This is a genomic window from Brevibacillus sp. SIMBA_040 (assembly GCF_046535075.1).
Taxonomy (GTDB): domain Bacteria; phylum Bacillota; class Bacilli; order Brevibacillales; family Brevibacillaceae; genus Brevibacillus.
On record NZ_JAWRXI010000005.1, the window covers coordinates 173,914 to 198,158 of the forward strand.

The 24,245-nt window shown below is 48.8% G+C and carries 21 protein-coding genes; 19 read left to right on the forward strand and 2 right to left on the reverse strand.

Translation table 11 applies throughout. The annotated features are described in order from the left end of the window. Positions 1-5: 5 nt before the first annotated feature. Positions 6-707, reverse strand: coding sequence for a FadR/GntR family transcriptional regulator (locus SB752_RS10660; protein WP_410715635.1), 702 nt, complete (start codon positions 705-707; stop codon positions 6-8). A 215-nt stretch (positions 708-922) separates the two neighbouring features. Further along, positions 923-2,209 carry an APC family permease gene (locus SB752_RS10665; RefSeq protein WP_410715636.1) on the reverse strand — a complete coding sequence of 429 codons (1,287 nt, stop codon included), beginning with the start codon at positions 2,207-2,209 and terminating at the stop codon, positions 923-925. A gap of 125 nt (positions 2,210-2,334) precedes the next feature. On the opposite strand from SB752_RS10665, the gene SB752_RS10670 reads away from it, so the two are divergent. From SB752_RS10670 to ftsA, 19 genes are all read left to right on the forward strand, one after another. Next, a complete protein-coding gene (locus tag SB752_RS10670; RefSeq protein WP_410715637.1) occupies positions 2,335-3,276 on the forward strand; it encodes a LysR family transcriptional regulator in 942 nt (313 codons plus the stop codon). A gap of 94 nt (positions 3,277-3,370) precedes the next feature. Beyond that, complete coding sequence (locus SB752_RS10675) at positions 3,371-4,630, forward strand: adenosylhomocysteinase (protein WP_410715638.1); 1,260 nt, start codon at positions 3,371-3,373, stop codon at positions 4,628-4,630. A gap of 152 nt (positions 4,631-4,782) precedes the next feature. Further along, positions 4,783-5,214: a division/cell wall cluster transcriptional repressor MraZ gene (gene mraZ / locus SB752_RS10680; protein ID WP_410715639.1), complete on the forward strand. Its 432-nt coding sequence runs from the start codon at positions 4,783-4,785 to the stop codon at positions 5,212-5,214. A gap of 17 nt (positions 5,215-5,231) precedes the next feature. Continuing rightward, positions 5,232-6,176: a 16S rRNA (cytosine(1402)-N(4))-methyltransferase RsmH gene (gene rsmH, locus SB752_RS10685; protein ID WP_410715640.1), complete on the forward strand. Its 945-nt coding sequence runs from the start codon at positions 5,232-5,234 to the stop codon at positions 6,174-6,176. Positions 6,177-6,212: 36 nt separating this feature from the next. Continuing rightward, entirely contained in the window at positions 6,213-6,635 is a 423-nt protein-coding gene (ftsL, locus tag SB752_RS10690) for a cell division protein FtsL (protein ID WP_410715641.1), read from the forward strand. A 203-nt stretch (positions 6,636-6,838) separates the two neighbouring features. After that, a complete protein-coding gene (locus SB752_RS10695) occupies positions 6,839-9,340 on the forward strand; it encodes a penicillin-binding protein (RefSeq protein WP_410715794.1) in 2,502 nt (833 codons plus the stop codon). 63 nt (positions 9,341-9,403) lie between these two features. Beyond that, positions 9,404-11,332, forward strand: a complete 1,929-nt coding sequence (locus SB752_RS10700) for a stage V sporulation protein D (RefSeq protein WP_410715642.1) — start codon at positions 9,404-9,406, stop codon at positions 11,330-11,332. A gap of 120 nt (positions 11,333-11,452) precedes the next feature. Next, positions 11,453-12,931, forward strand: a complete 1,479-nt coding sequence (locus SB752_RS10705; RefSeq protein WP_410715643.1) for a UDP-N-acetylmuramoyl-L-alanyl-D-glutamate--2,6-diaminopimelate ligase — start codon at positions 11,453-11,455, stop codon at positions 12,929-12,931. Between the two features lie 44 nt (positions 12,932-12,975). Beyond that, entirely contained in the window at positions 12,976-13,947 is a 972-nt protein-coding gene (gene mraY / locus SB752_RS10710) for a phospho-N-acetylmuramoyl-pentapeptide-transferase (protein ID WP_410715644.1), read from the forward strand. After that, positions 13,944-15,308: a UDP-N-acetylmuramoyl-L-alanine--D-glutamate ligase gene (murD, locus tag SB752_RS10715; RefSeq protein WP_410715645.1), complete on the forward strand. Its 1,365-nt coding sequence runs from the start codon at positions 13,944-13,946 to the stop codon at positions 15,306-15,308. The genes mraY and murD overlap by 4 nt, the downstream gene beginning before the upstream one ends. A 66-nt stretch (positions 15,309-15,374) precedes the next feature. Continuing rightward, positions 15,375-16,469 (forward strand): stage V sporulation protein E, encoded by a 1,095-nt coding sequence (spoVE, locus tag SB752_RS10720; RefSeq protein WP_410715646.1) that lies wholly within the window; start codon positions 15,375-15,377, stop codon positions 16,467-16,469. A gap of 63 nt (positions 16,470-16,532) precedes the next feature. Next, complete coding sequence (murG, locus tag SB752_RS10725; RefSeq protein ID WP_410715647.1) at positions 16,533-17,636, forward strand: undecaprenyldiphospho-muramoylpentapeptide beta-N-acetylglucosaminyltransferase; 1,104 nt, start codon at positions 16,533-16,535, stop codon at positions 17,634-17,636. A gap of 103 nt (positions 17,637-17,739) precedes the next feature. Next, positions 17,740-18,645, forward strand: a complete 906-nt coding sequence (gene murB / locus SB752_RS10730) for a UDP-N-acetylmuramate dehydrogenase (RefSeq protein ID WP_410715648.1) — start codon at positions 17,740-17,742, stop codon at positions 18,643-18,645. Between the two features lie 15 nt (positions 18,646-18,660). After that, complete coding sequence (gene murA / locus SB752_RS10735; RefSeq protein ID WP_103107674.1) at positions 18,661-19,917, forward strand: UDP-N-acetylglucosamine 1-carboxyvinyltransferase; 1,257 nt, start codon at positions 18,661-18,663, stop codon at positions 19,915-19,917. 154 nt (positions 19,918-20,071) lie between these two features. Next, a complete protein-coding gene (locus tag SB752_RS10740) occupies positions 20,072-20,866 on the forward strand; it encodes a cell division protein FtsQ/DivIB (RefSeq protein WP_410715649.1) in 795 nt (264 codons plus the stop codon). Positions 20,867-20,936: 70 nt separating this feature from the next. Beyond that, positions 20,937-21,647 (forward strand): DUF881 domain-containing protein, encoded by a 711-nt coding sequence (locus SB752_RS10745; protein ID WP_410715650.1) that lies wholly within the window; start codon positions 20,937-20,939, stop codon positions 21,645-21,647. A 19-nt stretch (positions 21,648-21,666) separates the two neighbouring features. Then, positions 21,667-22,413, forward strand: a complete 747-nt coding sequence (locus SB752_RS10750) for a DUF881 domain-containing protein (protein WP_103107671.1) — start codon at positions 21,667-21,669, stop codon at positions 22,411-22,413. 2 nt (positions 22,414-22,415) lie between these two features. Continuing rightward, the gene (locus SB752_RS10755; protein WP_049738524.1) at positions 22,416-22,763 is read left to right on the forward strand and encodes a small basic family protein; all 348 of its coding nucleotides are present in this window, start codon (positions 22,416-22,418) and stop codon (positions 22,761-22,763) included. A 140-nt stretch (positions 22,764-22,903) separates the two neighbouring features. Then, entirely contained in the window at positions 22,904-24,172 is a 1,269-nt protein-coding gene (gene ftsA / locus SB752_RS10760; protein WP_410715651.1) for a cell division protein FtsA, read from the forward strand. The last annotated feature ends 73 nt before the right edge of the window (positions 24,173-24,245 follow it).

Sequence of the window (24,245 nt, forward strand, 5' to 3'; positions counted from 1 at the left end):
TGAGTTCATATTTGAATACTTCCTTCCTTGATCAGCTGCGTGAGAGCTGTCTTGCTCACCTGGATCAGGCTGCTAGCGGCTTCCTCGGCGGCACTCTCGTCTTGCATCGAGATTGCCTCAACAAGAGCGATGTGGTGCTTGGACAGAGTGTCTGTCATATTTACCAGCTCCTGTGTGCCGCTAATGGAGTAATGCAGGGACTCCGACATGTTTTTATAAAGGTCAATCATGACGCCGTTGTAAGTAGCGGAAGCGATCGCCATGTGAAAATCGAGATCAGCGAGCGTGTTTGCTTCGGCGTCATGTCGAACGGCTTGCGACTGTGCCAGCTTTTCACGAATCAACGCCAAGTCCTCATCTGTTCTGCGAGCGGCGGCGAGTCTCGCTATCTCCCTTTCCAGGCCATGCCGGACCTCGAGAATTTCAATGACAGTGGAGCGTTGCAAGCGGCGCTGCATCGCTGCACCAAATTCGCTGGAAGAGAGAACGTAGGTCCCATCTCCTTGTCTGGCTTCAAGCATGCCGTTATGAATCAAGGCCTGTACGGCTTCGCGCAGAGTATTGCGACTTACCCCCAGCTGTTCTACCAGCTCCGGTTCAGGGGGAATCCGTTCTCCGACTCCCCATGAGCCTGTTTCAATACGTTGTACCAACTGGTCCACGACTTGTTTTACCAAGGAGGAACGGGTGGTTTTTTGTAATGCCATCATTAAACCTCCAAACATCCGATGATTGGGAATGTGCCTATCATATCAGAGAATTTGGCGATTGCCAATACCAATTAGTTAGGAAAGTGTATGGGGATACGTAGGACGATCTCAGGAGAGGAGATAAAAAAACTGCACAGCCACGAGTTAGAAGGCTAACAGGTGGGGTGCAGTTTTTTTAAAGCTGGCTTTATCGGTTCATTGAATGACTCTGTTTAATCTGCCTGGGTTTGTATTCTGTTTCGCTTTTGCCACAAGAAGAGAATCGCTGCAATCACGATCGGATACAGAGCGGACCAGCCAAGGAACGGATAGAGACCTACCGTGAAGACAAGAGAGATCCAGGCTGCCAGCCGTCCAACGCGGCTATCGTGCAAGAGCCGAACCCCTGCCAAACAACCGCCGATATACGTAGCAAAAAACGTAGCATTGGGCAAAACAATCAGCTCGGAAAGACCAATCAAGCCAAAATACAAGGCGCTGAGGACAACGACAAAACAGAGGGATAGGAAGAGCAGACCGCCTATCGGTGTGCGATATTTTTCATGCAGGATGCCAAACCAGCGTGGAGCTATCTTCTCTGTTGCTAGCGAGTAGGCGATCCGTGAGGCAGCTCCGACGTATGCATTGGCTGTAGCGATGCATATAAACAAGGCTGTAATGGCAACGATCCAGCCTCCGACAGGTCCAAGGGATAGCTGCACCATAATACTTAGTGACGCTGCGGAGATTCCTGCTCCATAACTGTGAGTAGCGACAGTCATGAAAGCAACCGCCAAATATAACAGAGCGACGATGCCTGCACTCCATAATACGCCGCGGATCGCATTTTTCCGCGGATCGACAAACTCTTCTGACAGGTGTGTGACCGCTTCCCAGCCGATAAAGCACCAGAACAACAGGCCAGCAGCTGAAACGACACTCATCCAGCCATTAGGCACAAAAGGAGTGAAATGGGTCAAGGACGCATGAGGCAGCGAGGCAACTACGGCAAGAATCAGGATCGTAATAATGAGGGCAACGACGATGGTTTGTACCCGAGCGGCTACGTGCAATCCGAATACATTCATTAGCACAACCGTAACTAAGATGAGAGCCGCAGCAACATAGATTTGCAGGTCTCCCCAATTCAGCAGGATAGCCAAATAGTTTGCTCCAGTCACACTGAGGATGGGAGCACCAATCGGAACGGACAAAAGGAAAAACCATCCTACGATGTTCCCGGAACTATCACCATATGCCTTCCGTACAAAAGTAGAGACCCCGCCGGAGCTTGGATAGCGAGCAGATAATAGGCCCATTGTAATCGCCATCGGTAATACAAGTACAGACATGAGCAACCAAGCGAGAATGGAGGCTGGTCCGGCTTTTTCAGCGGCTAATCCCGGAATGAGCAAAATTCCTGAACCAATAACGGCTCCAATGTACAGAGCGACGATTTGCGGTAGCCCCAGTGATTTGACCAGACCGGGTGCGTTAGCATGTGCAGAAGCTTTACTCACATAAATCCCTCTCTTTTCCAGTTCAATGACTTTGTAACCGTAGTGTAGCATAGACTTTACTATCGGAGTTATCTATAATATCTGATAAATGGAATCGGATTTTCCGATGCAAAAGGAGATGAGCGATGGATACCCGTTATTTACAAACCTTTCGTGAAGTTGCGAAATGGAATAGCTTTACACGTGCCGCGGAAGTGTTGGGTTATGCTCAATCCAGCGTAACGACGCAGATTCAAAATTTGGAGACAGAATTTGGTGTGACCTTGTTTGAGCGATGGGGGCGGAAAATCAGGCTAACACATGCAGGTGAAGTGCTTATAGGGTATAGCGAGCAGCTGCTGGCGATATTGGACGAGACCAGAGCCATTCTTTCTGAGCAAGCCGAGCTGGCTGGAACATTAACGGTTGGAACAGTAGAATCTCTCGCGGCATTTTATCTACCTCCATTTTTGCAAAAATTTCGTCAGGAGCAGCCGAGGATGCGTATATCCTTGCATCCCGGCATTTGTCAGGACCTTAGGTTAGGGGTAAAGGAAGGCAAGTATGACTTTGCTTTTGTCCTCGATTGGCTGCAGGATCATCCAGATCTAACGAACATCAATTTAGGAGAGGAAAAATTAGTTGTTGTGGCAGCGCCCACAAATCCACTGGCACAGAAGGAAACAATTGAGGCGCAAGATTTTTCCGGAGCCAACTGGATTTTTACAGAAGCGGGCTGTAGCTATCGCTCCATTTTGGAGGCTGTTCTGCGCGATGCGGGTGCGACGATTGTGACTTCGTTTGAATTTGGCAGCCTGGAGGCAATTAAGCAGTGTGTGGCGTACGACCTGGGGATCGCTCTTGTTCCTTATATTGCAGTCGCCGAGGAAGTGAAAAGCGGTGCTTTGGTTATTTTACCTTTTTCCCATCCGGATGTACGGGTTTATCGCCAGTTAGTGTATCATAAGAAGAAGTGGATGCCCCAAGCGCTACTGCGATTTTTAGAAATTTTGACAGCGGGAGCACCAGGGGGAAAAAAGGCTACTTACGAAGGAGGTACATCTGATCAAATAAATTCGGGCAGGTAGAATATGCCGTTATTAGGAAAAACAGATGATGGCAGTAACTGCGTATGATATGATAGATTCGATTGTTTTTGAGATGAAGGAGGCCCATCCATACATGAACATGATTTCTGAGAGCATTGTAAAAGACATGTCGTTGGCACACAACGGCCATTTGAAAATTGACTGGGTAAAAGAGCATATGCCAGTTCTGAACCGCATTCGCGAGCGCTTTGAAAAAGAGCAGCCGTTTGCTGGTTTGAAAGTGGCGATCTCCCTGCACTTGGAAGCAAAGACCGCTTATCTGGCAAAGGTAGTACAAGCGGGTGGCGCTGAAGTAACAATCACAGGCTCTAACCCACTCTCTACGCAAGACGACATTTGCGCTGCGCTTGTCGAAGATGGCATTCGTGTTTTCGCGAAATACAATCCAGATCCGGCAGAATATAAAGAGCACATGATCAAAACGTTGGAAACTCGCCCTGACCTGATCATCGATGACGGTGGCGACCTGGTGACGATCCTGCACAGCGAGCGTCGCGATCTGCTGTCCCAAGTACGCGGCGGTGCTGAAGAAACAACTACAGGTATCCTACGCCTGAAAGCATTGGAAAAAGAAGGCAAGCTGGAATTCCCGATGGTTGCCGTAAACGATGCATTCTGCAAATACTTGTTCGATAACCGCTATGGTACAGGCCAATCCGTATGGGATGGCATCAACCGTACTACAAACCTGGTTGTTGCAGGTAAAACCGTTGTTGTAGCTGGCTATGGCTGGTGCGGTAAAGGTGTTGCTATGCGTGCAAAAGGTCTGGGTGCGAAAGTTATCGTAACGGAAATTGACGCGATTAAAGCGGTAGAAGCATACATGGATGGCTTCGAAGTAATGCCGATGCTCGAAGCAGCAAAACGTGGTGATTACTTCGTTACTGTAACAGGTAACCGCGACGTAATTCGCAAAGAGCACTTCGAAGTGATGAAAGATGGCGCAATCTTGTCCAACGCTGGTCACTTTGATGTCGAAGTAAACAAGGTAGAGCTTAATGCATTGTCGACGTCTACGCGTATTGTGCGTAAAGATATTGAAGAATTTGTCATGGCTGATGGTCGAAAAGTGTACCTCTTGGCAGAAGGCCGTCTGGTTAACCTCGCTGCAGGTGACGGACATCCGGCAGAAATCATGGATATGACGTTTGCTCTGCAAGCTGTTTCCTTGGCTTATGTGAACGAGCAATACAAAAACATCGGAAAAAGCGTCCTGAACGTACCTTATGAGCTGGATGCAATGGTTGCAGAGTACAAATTGGAAGCTTTGCAAATGGGAATCGACAAATTGACTGACGAGCAAAAATCCTACCTCGATAGCTGGGTCGAATAGTCCCCTCGAAAACCGTCCTTTCCCGGCAAAAAAATATGCGAAAAAATCCTGCTTACAAATGCAGGATTTTTTTTTATAATAGCTTTAGGCATTCAAGTGGGGAAAAGTGGGGGGAAGTGGAGCCCTCAGGTAGGAAAGTGGGGGAACTGGGCGTGTTCATGGGGGAATTCCAGCATAGCATCGATGAAAAAGGCCGCCTGACCATACCTGCCAAATTCCGTGAAGGATTGGGAGCTTCCTTTGTTATTACCCGTGGACTGGACCAGTGCTTGTTTGCTTATCCGATGGAAGAATGGAAACAATTAGAGGAGAAGCTGAAAACTCTCCCCTTTACCAAAGCCGATGCACGTGCTTTTACGCGCTTTTTCTTTTCGGGTGCAACCGAATGTGAGTGGGACAAGCAGGGAAGGGTAAATATACCACTTAACCTGCGCGACCATGCGGGCATGCAAAAGGAATGTGTCATTATTGGCGTATCGAACCGTGTGGAGGTTTGGAGCAAAGAACGCTGGGAAGATTATTTTGCCCAGTCGGAAGGCTCGTTCGGGGAGATTGCTGAAAAACTTGTGGACTTTAATTTGTAGCAGCAAGAAGAACGGGAGTGACGATCTTGTCGTTTCATCATGTAACTGTATTGCGGGAAGAGGCTGTTACTGGGTTAAACATCCGCCCTGGTGGCATCTATGTAGATTGCACATTGGGTGGGGCCGGACACAGCAGCTTGATCGCTTCGCACCTGACAGAGGGTGGTCGATTGATCGCCATCGATCAGGATGACTGGGCACTGGACAATGCCCGTGAGAGATTGTCTTCCTTTTTGGATAGAGTAACGCTGGTTAAAAGTAATTTTCGCCATCTCAAAGACGTGATTCGCGATTTGGGACTAGCAGGTGTGGACGGAATTTTGTTTGACCTGGGTGTTTCTTCGCCGCAATTGGACGAGGGCGAGCGTGGCTTTAGTTACAATGCCGATGCACCGCTGGACATGCGTATGGACCAGCAAGCGGCGCTGTCTGCCTATGACATCATCAATGAGTGGGACGAAGAAGAGATCGCGAGTATCATCTGGCAATATGGTGAAGAAAAATTTTCCCGGCGAATTGCCCGGCAAATTGTTCAGCAGCGTCAAAAGAAGCCAATCGAGACGACGGGTGAGCTGGTGGAATTGATCAAGGAAGGAATTCCGGCAGCAGCACGGCGCACGGGCCCCCATCCTGCGAAGCGCACGTTCCAGGCGATCCGTATTGCGGTAAATGATGAGCTGGATGCTTTTAAAGAGGCTATTGTCGATGCGGTTGATGTACTGAATCCAGCAGGCAGAGTAAGCGTCATTACTTTCCACTCATTGGAAGATCGGATTTGCAAGCAGGTGTATCAGGATTTAGCAAAAGGCTGCACATGCCCGCCATCCTTTCCGATTTGTGCATGTGGGAATGAACCGATTGTAAAGGTTATTACTCGCAAGCCGATTTTACCTTCTGAGGAAGAATTGGAAGCGAATCCACGCGCACGTTCGGCAAAGCTGAGGGTAGCGGAGAAGCTGTAGGATCTTATAGAACAACGAAGAGAAGGAGAGGAAGCGATGAGCTACTACTACCGCGGAAACCTGGCTGTGGAGTTGGAACAACAGCCGCGCTCCGTAACGAAAACAACAAAGCGTACGATCCGAATCAAGCCGACCATACCGACAGGAGAGAAGCTGCTCTACCTTTTGTTTATTTCCCTGACCGTGATAGGTCTGGGATTGGTAGGCGTCCGCTACTCGCAAATTTCCCAATACAACTACGACATACAGAGTACCAAAAAAGAGAATCGTATCGTAAATGAGAAAAATACGTCATTGCAGCTGCAGATTGAGCAGCTGAGCAACGGGAATCGCATTCTGCAGGAAGCTGAGCGGCAAGGCATGACATACAATGCAAATGCTGTACATACGATAGGCCAGGCAAAAGTACAGACAAGCTCGATTCCACAGACACAAAAGAGTCAAACGACACAACGTTAACGAATGTTACTGCCGATATGTGCGGTAACATTTTTTCTTAACGTATCAGAAAGTTTAAACGCTTCACCGTGCGAAAGCGTCATTGCTTAAATTTTCTGGAACGCATAAAAACCAACCGCTAAAGCGCGGTCGCTCATCTTTTAATAGTCCTCGATAGAGGTTTTTTTAAGCGGTGAACATAGACTTAATGGAGTGAATGGATGATGGAAACGAAAAGAAGAATGAACTTGCGGATCCTGATGGTCGCTCTATGTACCATCTTGATCTTTACAGGGTTAAGCTTTCGAATCTATTGGATTCAGTCAGTCGATGCCGCCAAAATCATGGAGCATGCACAAGGACAGTGGGATCGGGAGCGGACACTGAAGCCTAAACGCGGATCTATCAAGGATCGTAACGGTGAGATCCTCGCCTACGAAGGAAAAGGGTACACTGTAAACGCAAGGCTGATAGGGCGAGATGACAAGGATACAGACGTTGTGCGAGATCCTTACTTTACTGCAACGAGTCTTGCGCCAATCTTGAATGCTCCTGTACCTGAATTAGTGAAGTTTTTGACCAAGCAATCAAAAGTGGTGGAGCTTGGCCGTTATGGACAAAAAATTACTGAGGATCAGAAGAATCGGATTTTAGCCTTGCAGTATCCAAAGCTGCCAAGTGGAGAGCAGGTAGAGAAAAATCAACTGCCGGGCATCTTTTTGGACGAAACCTCACGCCGCTTTTATCCCAACAACAGCTTTGCCTCCCACGTCATCGGGTATATGGATCTTTATGATGAGCCGAAGATGGGGATCGAGCTGCAACTAAACAATGAGCTCAAAGGAGAAAAAGGGCAGATGCAGTTCCAGAAGGACGGTGCTGGTTACCAGCTCCCTGATGGAGAGGGCCAATACATCCCTGCCAAGGATGGCTATGACGTCTATCTGACCATTGACCGCCAGATTCAGGATTACGTAGAGCAAGCGATGGACAAGGTTGTTCAGCAGTACAATCCAAAGGGGATGACGGTAGTCGTATCCGATCCGCAGACGGGTGAAATTTTGGCGATGGGAAACCGATCCCAGTTTAACCCGAATACGTATTACCAAGGAATTACGAATTATACGAACCAGGCTGTAACTACCATGTTTGAACCGGGTTCGACGTTCAAAATCATTACGCTGGCAGCCGCGATCGAAGAAGGGTTGTTCAATCCAAATGAACAATACGATTCAGGAAAATATACGATCAAGGGTCAAATTCCGATCCGTGACCACAACAATGGGAACGGTTGGGGAAGAATTAGCTTTCTGGAAGGGGTACAACGCTCCAGTAACGTTATATTTGTCAAATTGGGGTATGAGCGTTTAAAGCTAGAAAAGCTCAGAGATTACTTCAAAAAGTTCGGGATGGGTTCTCTTACTGAAATTGAACTGCCTTATGAAACAGAAGGGAACCTGATCAACCTCGAAAAGCCGAGGTCTCCACGGGACTGGGCGTCAACTACATTCGGGCAAGGGGTAACGGTAACCGCAATCCAGCAGATCGCAGCGGTAGGAGCGATTGCGAACGGTGGAGAATTGTTGAAGCCGCATATCGTCAAGGAATTGCGTGATCCACATACAGGAGCTGTAGTAAAGCGAAGCGGCCGTGATGTTGTCAGACGTGTCGTTAGCGAAGCGACCGCAAAACAGACAAGAGATATCTTGGAGACAGTAGTCACAGCCGATGCGGGAACCGGTAAGCAGTATAAAATTGACGGATACCATGTTGCAGGTAAGACCGGGACCGCACAAAAATACGATCCGAATACGGGCAAAATCATGGAAGGGCGCTATATTGCTTCCTTCATCGGATTTGCACCAAAAGACAATCCGCGACTATTGGTCTACGTTGTGATTGACGACCCGGCTACAGATGAATGGTATGGATATTGGGGAAGGACGATGATTGCACCGGCGTTTAAAAGCATTATGGAACGCAGTCTGCAATATTTGCAGCAGCAACCGGACTTGAATTCCGTGAACGCGGCCAAGGCTGCGAGCAGCAGTGCTGGCCAAAAGGCCCAATCTGTACAAGCTGCGACGCCCCTGGTAGAGGTGACGCTGCCCAAATTTGAGGGCATGTCCACCACCGCAGCTCAGCTGCGTGCCAAGCAGGACAATTTGACGGTTACTGTGATCGGTACAGGGACCAAAATTGTGGAGCAGTACCCAGCGCCTTTGGAGAAGGTAGTGACAGGCAAGCAAATCCTCTTGGTTACAGACAGGGTAAAGGGAGCGAAAATGCCTGACTTCAAGGGTAAGTCAATACGGGATGTAATGGAATTCAGTTCCTTGTTAAACATTCCTGTGCAGTCGACAGGAACAGGCTTTGTTGTGCAGCAAAGCATCCCGCCTGGAACGGTCTTGGCCGGAACGGAAAAGCTGCAGGTGACTCTGCAATCAGAGTCTGAGCCACCAGCACCTGTGCAGACGAATCCAGTAGGGACAGAAGGAGGACAGGGTGGTGTCGCCCCGCCAGGAAATACACCGCAGACCGGAATGCCAGCTGCAGGAACAACGACGCCTCAAGGGTCATCACAGCCTCAGGGCGCAACACCACCTACAGGTACGACTCCTCCAGTGACCCCGACTGGACAAGGAACAGATGCGGGGCAGGCGGTGCCATCTAACGAGTCGCCGCCAGCGGATAACCAGCAAGGACAAACGAGCACAAGCCCATAGTTCTAACCCGTCCCCCCGACGAATATGGTAAAAGGAGACAACCTATTCGAGGGGGGACTCGCTTTGCGGGTATCCAATGCAACTGTACGCCGCCGGATTTTTGTGGTTTTAATCATTGGGATTGTGCTGTATTCTGCGCTCATTACCCGTCTAGGGTACGTGCAATTAGTTGAAGGACCAGGGCTTGCTCGGATGGCAGATGAACTTTTAAACCGAGAGATTGACTTCAAGCCGAATCGAGGGCGTATTCTCGATCGAAATGGGAACGAACTCGTTTCCAATATGAGTGTGCCGACGATTGTGGCTGTACCTGCGCAAATTAAAGACCCCAAAGAGACAGCCAAACAGCTCTCTGTGATCCTGGAACAAAAAGAAGAAGACGTCTACAAAGCCATTACGAAAAGAGCCATGAGCAATAACCAGATACCCGGAGGAAAAAAGATTTCGGTCGACAAGGCTAAAAAGATACAAGAGCTGAATATGCCTGGAATCTACCTAGCTGGCGACACGAAGAGATTTTATCCGAACGGGACGATGGCTGCGCACATTTTGGGCTTCACCGGGATTGATAATCAAGGCTTGACTGGCCTGGAGAAAATTTATGACCCTTTCCTGAACGGAACGAAAGGACATATTTCGTATCCATCTGATGCCAAAGGACGTGTGATGCCAGGTGGTTCCGAAGACTATGTAGCCCCAGTCAACGGCATGGATATGTATTTAACGCTCGATTCTACCATACAGTCCTTTATTGAACGCGAGCTGGATCAAGCGGTAGTTGCCTATCAGCCAGATGATGTACTGGCGATCGCCATGAATCCAAAGACGGGTGAGATTTTGGGGATGGGCAGTCGCCCTACGTTTCAACCTGATCAATACAGGAACTACCCGATTGAGGTATACAACCGCAATTTGCCCATTTGGAAAACGTATGAGCCTGGTTCTACCTTTAAGATTGTAACCTTGGCTGCAGCGCTCAATGAGAGTGTCATTACCCTGAATGAAGGCTTCTACGATCCCGGGTTTATCAACGTTGCAGGCAAGCGATTGCGCTGCTGGAAGCGGCAGGGACACGGTCAGGAGACGATGCTTGAGGTTGTAGAGAACTCGTGTAACCCAGGCTTTGTGACGATGGGACAACGACTACAAAAAGAGCGCTTGTTTGAATACATCAAGAAATTTGGCTTTGGACAAAAGACAGGCATTGACCTCATAGGTGAAGAAAATGGCTTGTTATTCAATCTGAATCGTGTGGGTCCCGTGGAATTAGGCACGACATCATTTGGGCAGGGGGTTTCGGTTACCCCGATCCAGCAGATGGCTGCCGTGGCTGCAGCGATCAACGGTGGCAAGCTGATGAAGCCTTATGTAGCCAAAGAGTGGCGTGATGGCATTACCCATGACGTCATAGGCATGACGGTCCCGACAGAAGTACGCCAAGTCATTACGGAAGAAACGTCAGCCAAGGTCCGTTATGCACTGGAGAGTGTTGTCGCCCGGGGAACAGGTAACAAGGCCTATATTGAAGGCTATCGCGTAGGCGGAAAGACAGGTACGGCGCAAAAAGTAAAGAACGGGCGCTATATGGACGGAGAGTATATCGTTTCGTTTATTGGCTTTGCCCCAGCAGATGATCCGCAGATCCTCGTCTATTTTGCCGTCGATAATCCGAAGGCTCTCGCATTTGGTGGCTTGATCGCAGCTCCAAGCGTGAAAAGCATCATTGAGTCCTCTTTGCAGCATTTGGATGTTCCTAAGCGCAAGGACGGTATTTCCAAGGAGATTAACAAGGCACTTGGTGAAAAAGAACCGATAGAGGTGCCCAATATGGTAGGTCAAACCATGAAGGATGTCGTCACAACGTACGAAACGCTCCCTCTGGTTGTATCGGGAAAAGGAAAGTACGTCATCGCACAATCGCCTGCTGCTGGTGTAAAAATCGAAGAGGGCGGAAAAATTCGTATCCATCTTGGTGACAAATTGAACAATTAGCTATAAAATGAGATTTCGAAGGCGGAGGGAAGTAGGCTTGTCTACGGACGCTCTGTCTTTGTGCTTGTACAAATTGGTTAATTTTTGTCTATACTAGTTGGAGAATGGGGTGCCTGTTTCATGTTTCTACGGGATCTGCTCATGCCGCTGTTGCCATATCAGGTTACAGGGGATGACAGCATGGAGATTACTGGTTTGACAGCAGACTCGCGCCAGGTTAAACCCGGCTTCTTGTTTGTTTGTCTGACTGGGTATACCGTGGATGGACATACGTTTGCGGCTCAAGCGGTTAACAACGGAGCCGTTGCTGTGCTATCCGAAAAAGATCTGGACGTGCCAGCAACCATTGTCAAAGTGCCGGATACTCGGCGGGCAATGGCGATGCTGGCTGATCGTATTTTCGGTTCTCCCACACGTGAATTGAAAGTGATTGGTGTGACTGGGACTAATGGAAAGACGACCACCACTCATCTGATCGACAAGATTTTGCGTGATCAGCGCAAACAAACAGGGTTGATTGGTACGATTCACATGCGGATTGGTGATGTCACAGAAGAAGTAAAAAATACGACTCCTGATGCTTGCGACCTGCAGCGAAGCTTCCGTCGCATGTGCGATGTGAACACAGACTACGCGATAATCGAGGTGTCCTCACATGCTCTTGAGCTGGGGCGTGTACGCGGCTGCAACATCCATACTGCCGTGTTTACGAACCTGACACAGGACCATCTGGATTACCACAAAACGATGGATAACTATCGCTATGCAAAATCTCTGCTCTTTTCTCAGCTCGGGAATACGTATGATCCCGATCGCATCAAGACGGCAGTATTAAACGCAGATGACGCTGCTTCAGAGCTGTATGCGACTGTTACTTCTGCCAGAGTCATCACTTATGGAATTGATCGAGCGGCTGATGTGCGGGCTACTGATATTGAAATTACGAGCAAGGGTACTTCCTTTACAGCCCATACGTTTGCTGGCAGCGTTCGTTTTAAGCTGCGGATGATGGGGAAGTTCAATGTATATAACGCACTTGCAGCAATTGCGGTTACATTGGCTGAAGGAATCAAATTGGAGGAAATCAAAGCCAGTCTGGAAGCTGTAGCTGGTGTAAACGGTCGATTTGAGGCTGTTGAAGCAGGTCAGCCGTTTGCCGTACTGGTCGATTATTCACATACACCAGACAGCCTGGAAAACGCTCTGATGACCATAAAGGAATTTGCCAAGGGGCGGATTTTCTGCGTAGTAGGCTGCGGTGGGGATCGTGATCGTACCAAGCGCCCAATTATGGCGCAGATTGCAACAAAGTATGCGGATATGACCGTCTTAACATCAGATAATCCCCGCTCTGAGGAGCCGCAGGCGATTATCGAAGATATGCTGGCAGGCCTTACTGCAGTATCAAAAGACAGCTATACATCTGTTGTTGACAGACGTGAGGCTATTAGTCACGCAGTTTCGCTAGCAAAAGCTGAGGATGTCATCCTGATCGCAGGAAAAGGTCATGAAACGTACCAGATTATTAAATCGGAAGTATTGCCCTTCGACGATCGTGAGGTAGCACGTGAAGCGATCGCCCGGTACAACCAAGAATAAAGACAGATGCATTCAAATAGCATCGAAAGAAAGGAGGTTCGGGCATGTTCGCTGACAACGTACTCATCGTCACGATCGTCGCCGCGTTTCTCATCGCTGTACTTATCGGACCACTATTTATCCCGTTCCTTCGCCGTCTGAAGTTTGGGCAGGCAATCCGGGAAGAAGGACCAGAGTCCCATTATAAGAAGGCAGGAACCCCTACGATGGGGGGAACCATCATTCTTTTGGCACTCATTTTTACGGTACTGAAATTTGCCAATGTGGGAATGAAAGTGTATTTTTTGCTTTTGGTGACACTTGGTTACGGTTTGATCGGATTTTTGGATGACTATATTAAAATCAGAAAGAAACGCAATCTGGGTTTGACGGCAAAGCAAAAATTCGCAGGTCAAATTTTGCTCGGTGTTGGTGCCTATATTCTGTTGTACTTGATGGGACATGATACATCGCTGCATTTTCCAGGCACGGAATGGAAGCTTGAGCTTGGCTATTTTTACTTCCCGTTCCTCTTATTCCTTCTCGTGGGTACGACCAATGCTGTCAACATTACCGACGGCTTGGACGGATTGCTCGCGGGGACAGGCGCGATTGCCTTTGGCGCGTATGCGATTATTGCCTGGTTTGGACAGGATTACGATACGGCTATTTTTAGTAGCGCCGTGGTCGGTGCGGTTTTAGGGTTTCTCGTCTTCAACGCTCATCCAGCGCGCGTATTCATGGGCGATACAGGCTCATTGGGGCTGGGTGGTGCTTTGGCAGCAATCGCGATTATGACAAAAACCGAGCTGCTTTTAGCGATCATTGGTGGTGTGTTTGTTGTTGAGACGCTTTCTGTAATCATTCAGGTCATTTCTTTTAAAACGAGAGGAAAGCGGATTTTCCGCATGAGTCCTCTTCATCACCATTTCGAACTCACAGGCTGGTCTGAGTGGCGAGTCGTTGTGACTTTTTGGCTGGTGGGAATCTTTTTTGCTGGACTGGGTGTATACCTTGAGGTGGTGACAATCAGATGATGGACTATCAGGATAAACAAGTTGTCGTCTTAGGAATGGCTAAAAGCGGTGTAGCAGTGGCAAAGCTGTTACACCGCTTTGGTGCGCATGTCGTCGTCAATGACCGTAAGCCGCGCGAAGAATCGCCAGGAGCCGAAGAGCTGGAGGCGCTTGGCATCACCGTAATTTGCGGTTATCATCCGGACGATCTCGTACATTCGGGATTGTCTCTTCTAGTCAAAAACCCGGGGATACCCTATGAAGCAGCGCCGGTAGCTCGTGCGCTTGAGCTGGGGATTCCGGTAGTTACCGAGGTGGAGCTTGCGTACAAAATTGCGAAAGCACCGATCATCGGGATTACCGGCTCCAACGGAAAGACTACGACAACGACTCTAGTTGGTCTCATTTTGAAGCAGGCCAATATTTCGTCTATGGTCGGCGGAAACATTGGAACGGTATTGTGTGGGCTTGCGGAAACAGCACAGTCGGATGAATGGCTTGTAGCCGAGCTGAGCAGCTTTCAGTTGATGGGGACAAAAGAGTTCCGTCCGCATATTGGGGTCCTGTTAAATCTGTATCCGGCGCATCTGGACTACCATCACTCCATGAAAGAGTATTTAGATGCAAAGCTGAAGCTGTTTGCGAATCAGACAGAGGAGGATTTCGCCATTCTTCCCTACGATCAGTCTGAGATAGTGAATCAGTGTGGACATTTAGCTGCTCGTACATATTTCTTTAGCAAAACGCAGGAAGTGCCTAGGGGTGCTTACGTAAAAGACGGGATGATGGTGTACGCGGATGGACTGGGACATGTTGAAGACATCATAGCGGTTAAAGACATCACCGTGCCACATGTGGACAATGCGCTGGCTGCGATCCTTGTGACGCTCTTGGCGGGAGCGGACAAGCAATCGATTGTTACCGTTCTTTCTACCTTTGCGGGAGTAGAGCATAGGATGGAGTTTGTGGCATCGATTAAGGGTGTCAACTATTTTAATGATTCAAAGGCAACCAATCCGGAAGCGGCTTCCAGGGCTTTGCAGGCGTGTAAGGAGCCGGTTGTTTGGATATGCGGGGGACTTGATCGGGGAGTAGACTTTCGAGAATTGCTCCCTGTGATCTCTGGCAGGGTCAAAGCAGTAGTCGCGATCGGTGAAACGGCACCTATTTTGCTAGAACGGGCAGAAGAAGCAGGGATTAATGAGCGAATCCATGTCGATACTGTGGACAAAGCCGTTCTTGCTGCTTCGCAATTGGCACAACCGGGGGATGTGGTTTTACTGAGCCCGGCGTGTGCAAGCTGGGACATGTTTCCTTCGTTTGAGGTTAGGGGGAGCATGTTTAAGGACGGCGTGCATAGACTTAAAACAAGCCTAGCATAACGTCCCAACCGCTTCTTTGATAGAACTTATTGATCGGGACGGCGTGAGAAAGGATGACCTGGCACAATGAGCAAGGTACGCTCTGCCCCCGACTTTGTAATTATTTTTGCAACACTTTTTTTATTGGGAATTGGCATCGTGATGGTGTACAGTGCCAGTGCGATTGTGGCTCAAAAGCCGCCTTTTTCCGATCCTTACTTTTTTGCCAAGCGCCAATTGATCTTCGCGCTGCTTGGTATTACGTCCATGTACATTACGATGAACATCGACTACTGGGTTTGGAAGCAGTGGGCCAATGTAGGGTTTATCGCGAGCTTGGGTCTTCTCGTACTGGTTTTAATTATCGGGATTGAAGTGAACGGTTCAAAAAGCTGGCTCGGGTTTGGTGCATTCGGGATTCAGCCTGGTGAATTCGCCAAGCTGGGTGTTGTTGCCTTCCTGGCGAAGTGGCTGTCGGACAACCAAAAACAAGTCGTCCTGTTTCGGAAAGGGCTAGTTCCTGCATTGGGGATTCCGTTCGTCTGTTTCGCGCTAATCATGCTTCAGCCAGACTTGGGAACGGGAACTGTTTTGATCGGGACGGCTGTCATCATGATTTTTGCCTCGGGTGCGAGGGTAAGTCATTTTGTTGGTCTTGGCATGCTGGGCGTAGCCGGTTTTATTGGTTTGATTTTATCGGCTCCCTATCGGATCAGGAGGATTACCTCGTTTGTCGATCCGTGGTCCGATCCGCTTGACACAGGGTATCAAATTATCCAGTCCCTTTACGCAATAGGACCTGGAGGGCTTCTGGGCTTAGGGCTCGGTCAGAGTAGACAAAAGCATCTGTATCTCCCCGAGCCATACAATGATTTTATTTTTTCGATCGTGGCTGAGGAGCTGGGCTTCATCGGCGGGACGTTGATTCTCCTCCTGTTCCTGCTGCTATTGTGGCGGGGGATGAGGACAGCCATTACGGCCCCGGATTTATTTGGGAGTCTCCTTGCTTTAGGTATCATCGGGATGATTGCAATTCAGGTCGTTATCAATATCGGGGTTGTAACCGGTATGTTTCCCGTAACGGGAATAACGCTGCCCTTTTTAAGCTATGGTGGCTCGTCCTTGACACTAATGCTTACAGGTGTCGGAGTCTTGTTAAATATTTCGCGGTTCTCGCGATAAAAAACGCTTATGATGAAGTTAGACTAAGTGACGTAGAGGAACGTTTATGGAAGGTGTGATCGTATGCGCGTCGTCCTAACAGGCGGTGGCACAGGTGGGCATATTTATCCGGCGCTTGCGGTGGCGAGAGAAGTTTCTCGCCAACATCCGCAGGCTGCCTTTTTGTATATCGGCAGTAAGCATGGACTGGAAGCACAGCTTGTTCCACGTACAGAAATTCCGTTTCAGTCCGTCGAGATCAGTGGCCTAAAAAGAAAGCTGACTCTGGATAATTTGAAGACATTATGGAAGTTTTTTCGGGCAGTAGCAGATTCAAAAAAAATGCTGCGCGAGTTTCGTCCAGATGTCGTTATTGGCACTGGTGGCTACGTGTGCGGTCCAGTTGTTTACGCCGCAGCGAAGCTCGGAATTCCAACCATGATTCACGAGCAAAACGTAGTGCCAGGTCTCACAAACAAATTTTTGTCTCGATCGGTAACCAAGGTAGCTGTTTCGTTTTCCGAATCTCTGGCCTTTTTCCCCTCGTCCAAAACGGTGCTGACCGGAAATCCGCGTGCGACAGAGGTCATGCACGGGAATGCAGATGCGGGTCGTAGCTTTTTGGGCGTGGATGCGGGTAAAAAAATCGTATTGATTTTCGGGGGCAGCCGCGGTGCTCGGGCCATCAACGAAGCGGTGGTCGCCATGGCGTTGCAGCTGCGAAATTTTACCGATACTCATTTTGTGTATGTAACAGGGGACGTGCACTACGAGAAGATTTCTGCTGAGCTCGAGCAAATGGACGATATTTCCACGAACATTACTGTGCTTCCTTTCGTCCACAATATGCCGGATGTTTTAGCGGCAACACATATACTGGTAGGACGCGCTGGGGCCTCAACCTTGGCAGAAGTGACGGCTCTTGGGGTTCCGTCGATTTTGATTCCATCTCCTTATGTAACGAATAATCATCAGGAAAAAAATGCCCGTGGCCTGGAAAAAGCGGGAGCGGCGCAAGTCATAGTAGAGAGGGATTTGACCGGAGAGAGTCTGCTGCAAGCATTGTCTGCACTGCTTGGTGATGCAAAGCGATGGGAGCAAATGAAGAAGTCCTCTCTATCTTTAGGAATGCCTCACGCCGCGACAGAGATTGTAGGACAGCTGGCTGCGATTGCTCGCAAGAAATGATCGGATGGGCGATTGTCACGCTATCTGGGCGTATGCATAGTATAGAGCAAACACGTGAGAAGACCTAGGTCCGACCTAGCAATTGTATCAGGAGGTTCACAAGATGAAACAAATCGCAGATGAGTTGAAGAAAGCGGGAATTGAAAAAGTGTGGACTGATGAACCTCTCGCCAATCATACGACTTGGCGGATTGGGGGTCCTGCTGACTTGTTAATCCAGCCCAAGGATAAAGCATCCTTGAAAACAGCCTTGCAGATTCTGCATCGCCATGAAGTTCCTTGGAATGTAATCGGGCGCGGTTCCAACCTTCTGGTGAGGGACGGAGGGATTCGAGGAGCCGTGCTCAAGGTGGCAGAGGGACTTAGCCACTGTGAGTTCAAGGGCGAAGAGGTGTGTGTGGGTGCCGGATATTCCATGATCCGCCTGGCGGTGGAGACAGGCAAGATGGGATTAACAGGTATGGAGTTTGCAGGAGGGATTCCTGGTACAGTAGGCGGTGCCGTCTACATGAATGCTGGGGCACACGGATCTGATCTTTCACGTATTCTTATTGAAGCCGAGATCCTCTTCGAAAACGGGGAATGTAAGGTGTTGACGAACGAAGAACTGAGCTATAGCTATCGGACGTCCTTGCTGCAAAAGCAAAAAGGGATCGTGCTGGAAGCCCGGTTTCAATTGCGCGCTGGTGATCGCAAGGAGATTGCCGCAACACTCGCTGCAAACAAAGACAGACGGCGCCTAACACAGCCACTGCAAATGCCGTGTGCCGGCAGCGTGTTTCGCAATCCGCCTGGGGACCATGCAGGACGCCTGATTGAAGCAGCAGGACTCAAAGGATACCGCATTGGAGGGGCTCAGGTTTCGGAAAAACATTCTAACTTCATCGTGAATTGTGGGGGAGCCACGGCTACCGACGTCCTCACCTTGATCAACTATGTACGGAGCACGATCCTCGAGAAAAACGGGGTTGACCTGCACCCGGAAGTCCTGGTGGTGGGCGAGGGGTAACACGGAGGTGAAAGTTTGGAGACTTTTGCGATCGAAGGCGGAAGACCTCTGTCCGGTTCGCTTCGGATCCAAGGAGCTAAGAACGCTGCTCTTCCTATACTTGCAGCCGCTGTGCTGGCGGAAGGGCAATTCTATATCTATGACGTTCCCCATCTAAAAGATATTAAGGTCATGCTGGAGATCCTCACGTCGCTGGGGGCGAAAACGAAGCATGAGGACAGTTGTGTTGATCTTGATACGTCGTCTGTCTCCGTCCCGCTAATACCAGATAACCTGATGAGCCAAATGCGATCTTCTATTTTTTTGGCAGGACCTCTCTTGGCTAGATTGGGTGAGGTAACCATTTCCAGACCAGGTGGGTGCGACATAGGAGAGCGCAGAATCGATCTGCATCTATCGGGCTTAACTGCGCTCGGAGCCAAGATTGAAGAATCGGAAGGCTACATTACATTTCGGGCGAAGCAATTACGCGGGACCAATATCTTTCTTTCCTTCCCCAGTGTGGGCGCAACGGAAAACATTATGATGGCAGCAGTGCTGGCAAAAGGCACAACTCGCATATGTAATGCTGCGCGAGAGCCGGAGATTATCGATCTGCAAAACTTTTTGAATGCGATGGGTGCCCGTATCCGCGGTGCGGGTACAGACACGATAGAAATAAGCGGCGTACCCAGGCTTCGATCAGTGAGCTATCGGATTATTCCGGATCGTATTGTTACAGGAACCTACTTATTGGCAGTCGGCGTCTCGCAAGGGCATGTCGAGCTGACGAACACACTTCCTGAACATCTAACAGCATTGATTGAGGTTGCTCGTAGCTGCGGTGTTGAAATCAAGACCCGCCATGATATAATGGAAATCAAATGCACCTCGCGTCCACGTGCCTACGACCGGATCATCACCTCGCCATTTCCTGGGTTTCCCACTGATTTACAGGCGCAGCTGATGGTGTTTTTGTCACAGGCGAGGGGAACGAGTGTCATTAAAGAAACGATTTTTGAAGGAAGATTCAAACATGTGAATGAATTGGCGCGAATGGGCGCCTCCATATACGTTGATCTGGGCTCCGCTATTATACGTGGCGTTGGCAAATTGACGGCTACGAATGTGGAAGCGACGGATCTTCGAGCAGGAGCAGCTTTAGTTCTTGCGGGACTTGCAGCAGAAGGGACTACTACGGTGAATCAGATCCACCATATCGACCGGGGATATGAACGCTTGGAACAGCAATTGAGTCAACTAGGTGCCGATATTTCACGGGTGTCGATATAACCGAGGGTAGATAAGCGGCATACTGCTATGCCGCTTTCCCTGTTTTGTATAATTACATTTTTTTCCATTCTGTCAGATTTTTGTACAAGCATCAGAGGTAGTCCGTGATAATCTTGCAGGCGCAAAGCCTAGTATGAACGAGGAAGGTACGGCCATGGCGGTAATTGAGGAACGAATTCCGCAAGTCAAACAGCAACGCCCCCGAAGAAGGGGAAACCGCAAACTGGTCTTTTTGCTTCTCTTATTTTTTCTTACCGTTCTTATTATTGTTTTTATTCGATCGCCCTACAGCAAAGTACAGGAAATTCAGGTGTTCGGGAATGACATTTATTCCACAGAACAAATTATTAGGCAATCGGGCTTAACCAAGGATATGCAATTTCTCAATGTGTGGGAGAGTAGCGTACAGAGCAGCCTGAAACCTTTGGCGGGAATCAAAGAAGTAACCATTAGCCGATCCTTTCCGGGAGTGATTATGCTACATGTGACAGAAAGTAAGCGAGTCGCTTTTTGGAATGGTCAGGATGGGGCGCGTTACCCTCTATTGGAGACAGGATTCGTGCTCAAGGAAGTCAATTTTGCTGACCGTGTAGTGGACAGGCCCTTAATCAGCTACTGGCCATCTCCTGAGCTGCTTCCAAACCTTGCCAAATCACTGTCAAACCTCACTCCGTCAGTGCTCGGTGAGATTTCCGATATTACGCTGACGCCAACGATTCACGATAAACAGCGTGTTACCTTGTATATGCGAGATGGGAATGAGGTGCGCAGTGTTTTGTACAAGCTAGACAAGATGTTGAACTGGTATCCGGCGATTGCGAAGGAGCTGCCTGCGAATACAAAAGGAGTGCTCTCTTTGTTTGAGCAGCCCTGGTTTGTTCCATACGGGGCAACGGGTGAAGCCATTCCGCTGAAAAACGGAGAAGAGCAAACGCAAAAACCGCAGTAAATAGCTTGATCGAGGTATGCACGCGGAGAAGCGCTTGGACTTGCCTATATTTAAAAAGGGGAAAGCAGACATGAGTCGTCGCCGTAAGTTTCATCTTTATTTAACTGTTGTGACGTTTTGTACCGGCTTTCTGGTGGCCACCTCGATTGAAACCACGAAGCTAACGCGCAAGGAGCGAATCAATGATCAGCTGTTCCAGCAAGAAACACAGTTGAATGACCGGATTCTGTCAGAGAAAGAACAAAACAGGCATCTGGAAAATCAATTGATTGACTTGCAGCGTCAAGTTGGCAAGGTGGAGGAGGCGATGGCTGAGCGTAAATCAGAGGCAGCTGACACACTCAGCCAATTGGAAGCAGCTCGTATGCTTTCAGGAGTGGTTGCCGTTGAGGGACCAGGAATTGTCATCACCATGCAGGATAGTCAGAATGCCGCAAACAGTGCTGACATCGCCAATTACATTGTCCATGAGCAGGATGTGCGCCTCGTTGTCAATGAGCTGCGAGCAGCAGGGGCGGAAGCAATCAGCATCAACGGTCAGAGATTGGTTAGCAATTCATCGATTCGCTGTGTTGGACCTACCATTATTGTCAACGGCATCAAATCAGCTGCGCCATTTGTCGTTACTGCCATCGGGGACCCTGGTACCATGGAGAGCGCATTGAATCTTCCAGGGGGGGTGCTGCATTCCTTGCAGGACTTTGTGCAAATCGACGTAGCCAAAAAGGACCGGGTCCAATTACCTGCTTTTGTCGGTGACGCCAAAACCAAACACTCCTAATTAAAGGATGCGTTTACCTATGTTACAAAAAAGCCGTAAAATCACATTTATTCTTGCCATTATTAGTGCTATCATAGGTGTGATGTTGACTGTTCAGTTGCGAAGCAGTTTACATCCTGTGCATAAGGAATCTAGGAGCATTGCAGAGCTTCGAACGACGCTGCAAAAGGAACTGGAAAAGCATAAAAATTTGCTGGCAGACATTTCGAAGTACAATCAGTTGTATTACCAGTATGAAACCTCACTCAGCGAAGATGAAAGCATCTCCGTAATGAAAGAGGAGCTGGCACGTAATCGACGGATGGCTGGAATGGTTGGCGTAGAGGGTGAAGGTGTTGTACTGGAAGTAGTCGATGCCCATATCCCTGATGAGCACATCTTAGACGAGCACATGCCTGTACCGGTTGTAGGTGATTACACGATTGATGATGAGGATTTGCGCTGGTTGGTCAATATTTTGTTTGCCAATGGAGCACAAGCCGTCTCAATCAATGGTCATCGCTTAATATCCACTTCCGCTATTCGCAACGTAGGGGACGTGATTCAGATTGATACTAGGACAATCAAGCCTCCGTATGAAATAAAAGCATTGGGGGAACCTGACGTTCTGTTGTCAGCAATGAAGCTGGAAGGCGTGGAGGAAAACTTCCAGCTGGCAAACAAAAAAGTGCTGGCCGAAAAACGGGACAAGCTGATGATTTCCGCCAATAATGAAACACGTTCCATTCAATTTATGAAACCTGTGAAAGAAAAAGGAGATTCGTAACCATGTGGCTCCCGCTTATCGGACTGATTGTCGGTCTCGCTGTCGGCTTTTTGCTGGATTGGCGTGTGCCCCAGGAATATAGTAGCTATCTGTCCATCGCTCTTTTGGCTGGATTAGATACCATTTTTGGAGGGATTCGTTCATTCCTTGAGCGCACTTTTAACGTTCGGATTTTTATGTCCGGATTCTTTTTCAACACGCTCTTTGCAGCAGGCCTTGCTTTTATCGGGGCATTCTTGGGTATCGACCTCTACTTGGCAGCAATCGTAGCTTTTGGTGTGCGTTTGTTCAACAATTTGGCGGTCATTAGGAGAATTGTTCTATCTCGTTGGATAAATCAACAAGAATAGAACGAAGAAATGGGAAGATGGTCATTTTTTTACAAAAATTCATGATGAAAAAAAGGGAATGGTAGTCCTGTGTGGAATAAATTATGCAGGTGTTCTCATCTTAGAAAGACAAAAGACGTAGCAGGGGAGGTGTCACAGGTTTGGTAAGCAATGAACTCATCGTCAGCCTAGACATTGGAACATCCAAAGTCCGCGTCATGATCGGCGAAATCACCAACGGTTCCATCAACATCATCGGCGTCGGCCAATCGCACTCAGAAGGGATTAAGAAGGGTGTGATCGTCGACATCGACCAAACCGTGCATGCCATCCGTGAAGCAGTGGATCATGCTGAACGCATGGTTGATGTTTCGATCGAAGATGTATATGTGGGGATTACTGGAAACCACATTGAGCTGCATGAAACACAAGGGGTTGTCGCTGTATCCAGCGAAGACCGTGAGATACGAGAAGAAGACATCCAACGCGTAATTCAGGCAGCAAAGGTTGTTGCCATTCCACCAGACCGTGAAATCATCGAGGTCGTACCAAAGGAGTACATCGTTGATGGTCAAGGTGGTATAAAAGACCCTCGTGGTATGATCGGTGTCCGACTGGAAATGGAAGGAACCATCGTGACCGGTTTGAAAACGGTCGTACATAACATTGTTCGCTGTACCCAAAGAACTAATTTGCGAGTAGCAGGTATTTTCTTGCAACCACTTGCAGCTAGCACTGTCGCTCTTTCCAAGGATGACAAAAATATGGGTGTCGTTTTAGTCGACATCGGTGCGGGTTCTACCACGATCGGTGTATTCGAACAGGGAAAACTGGCAGCAACCACCGTGATCGGCATCGGTGGCGACCACATTACCAGTGACATTTCATTGGGATTGCGCACACACACGGATGTAGCAGACCGCGTTAAGACGAAAAACGGCTGCGCCTTGATTGACGAGGCATCAGAGGATGTTAAATTCAAGGTAAATCGGATTGGTAGCGAAGTAGAAAAGCAGTTTACGCAAGTGGATTTGGCCAGCATAATTGAGCCGCGTGCTGCGGAAATATTCCAACTAGTGGAGCAGGCTGTCTACAAGCTGGGATATCGCGACGAGATCGCAGGCGGTTATGTACTGACTGGTGGTACAGTGGCGATGCCAGGCATGTTGGAACTGGCAAAGGAAGAATTGGATGCTCCTGTCCGAATCGCGATTCCGGATTATATTGGAGTCCGCGATCCTGCCTACACCACTGGGGTAGGTTTGATTCAGTATGCCTTGCAGTTGATGGAGCGCCGCAGCGTTAGCGTCACCCCCTCATTCAAAGGCAACAAGGGAACCAAGAGCAGCGAGAAGCAAACCGTGTCAAAGCCAAAAGAAGGTGGCGGTTTGATGGAAAAAATGAAAAATTGGTTTAGTGAATTCATTTAAACTGTTTTCCGCAAAATGCGGTAACACACCTATGATGATGCTTCAAGAGAAAGTCTTTACCGTTGCCGCTTTT

Excerpts from the sequence above, each read along its gene's own strand:
- SB752_RS10660 (WP_410715635.1), bottom strand. The coding sequence starts at position 707 with ATGGCATTACAAAAAACCACCCGTTCCTCCTTGGTAAAACAAGTCGTG.
- SB752_RS10670 (WP_410715637.1), top strand. The coding sequence starts at position 2,335 with ATGGATACCCGTTATTTACAAACCTTTCGTGAAGTTGCGAAATGGAAT.
- SB752_RS10675 (WP_410715638.1), top strand. The coding sequence starts at position 3,371 with ATGAACATGATTTCTGAGAGCATTGTAAAAGACATGTCGTTGGCACAC.
- ftsL (WP_410715641.1), top strand. The coding sequence starts at position 6,213 with ATGAGCTACTACTACCGCGGAAACCTGGCTGTGGAGTTGGAACAACAG.
- SB752_RS10695 (WP_410715794.1), top strand. The coding sequence starts at position 6,839 with ATGGAAACGAAAAGAAGAATGAACTTGCGGATCCTGATGGTCGCTCTA.
- SB752_RS10705 (WP_410715643.1), top strand. The coding sequence starts at position 11,453 with ATGTTTCTACGGGATCTGCTCATGCCGCTGTTGCCATATCAGGTTACA.
- mraY (WP_410715644.1), top strand. The coding sequence starts at position 12,976 with ATGTTCGCTGACAACGTACTCATCGTCACGATCGTCGCCGCGTTTCTC.
- murD (WP_410715645.1), top strand. The coding sequence starts at position 13,944 with ATGATGGACTATCAGGATAAACAAGTTGTCGTCTTAGGAATGGCTAAA.
- spoVE (WP_410715646.1), top strand. The coding sequence starts at position 15,375 with ATGAGCAAGGTACGCTCTGCCCCCGACTTTGTAATTATTTTTGCAACA.
- murG (WP_410715647.1), top strand. The coding sequence starts at position 16,533 with ATGCGCGTCGTCCTAACAGGCGGTGGCACAGGTGGGCATATTTATCCG.
- murB (WP_410715648.1), top strand. The coding sequence starts at position 17,740 with ATGAAACAAATCGCAGATGAGTTGAAGAAAGCGGGAATTGAAAAAGTG.
- SB752_RS10740 (WP_410715649.1), top strand. The coding sequence starts at position 20,072 with ATGGCGGTAATTGAGGAACGAATTCCGCAAGTCAAACAGCAACGCCCC.
- SB752_RS10745 (WP_410715650.1), top strand. The coding sequence starts at position 20,937 with ATGAGTCGTCGCCGTAAGTTTCATCTTTATTTAACTGTTGTGACGTTT.
- SB752_RS10750 (WP_103107671.1), top strand. The coding sequence starts at position 21,667 with ATGTTACAAAAAAGCCGTAAAATCACATTTATTCTTGCCATTATTAGT.
- SB752_RS10755 (WP_049738524.1), top strand. The coding sequence starts at position 22,416 with ATGTGGCTCCCGCTTATCGGACTGATTGTCGGTCTCGCTGTCGGCTTT.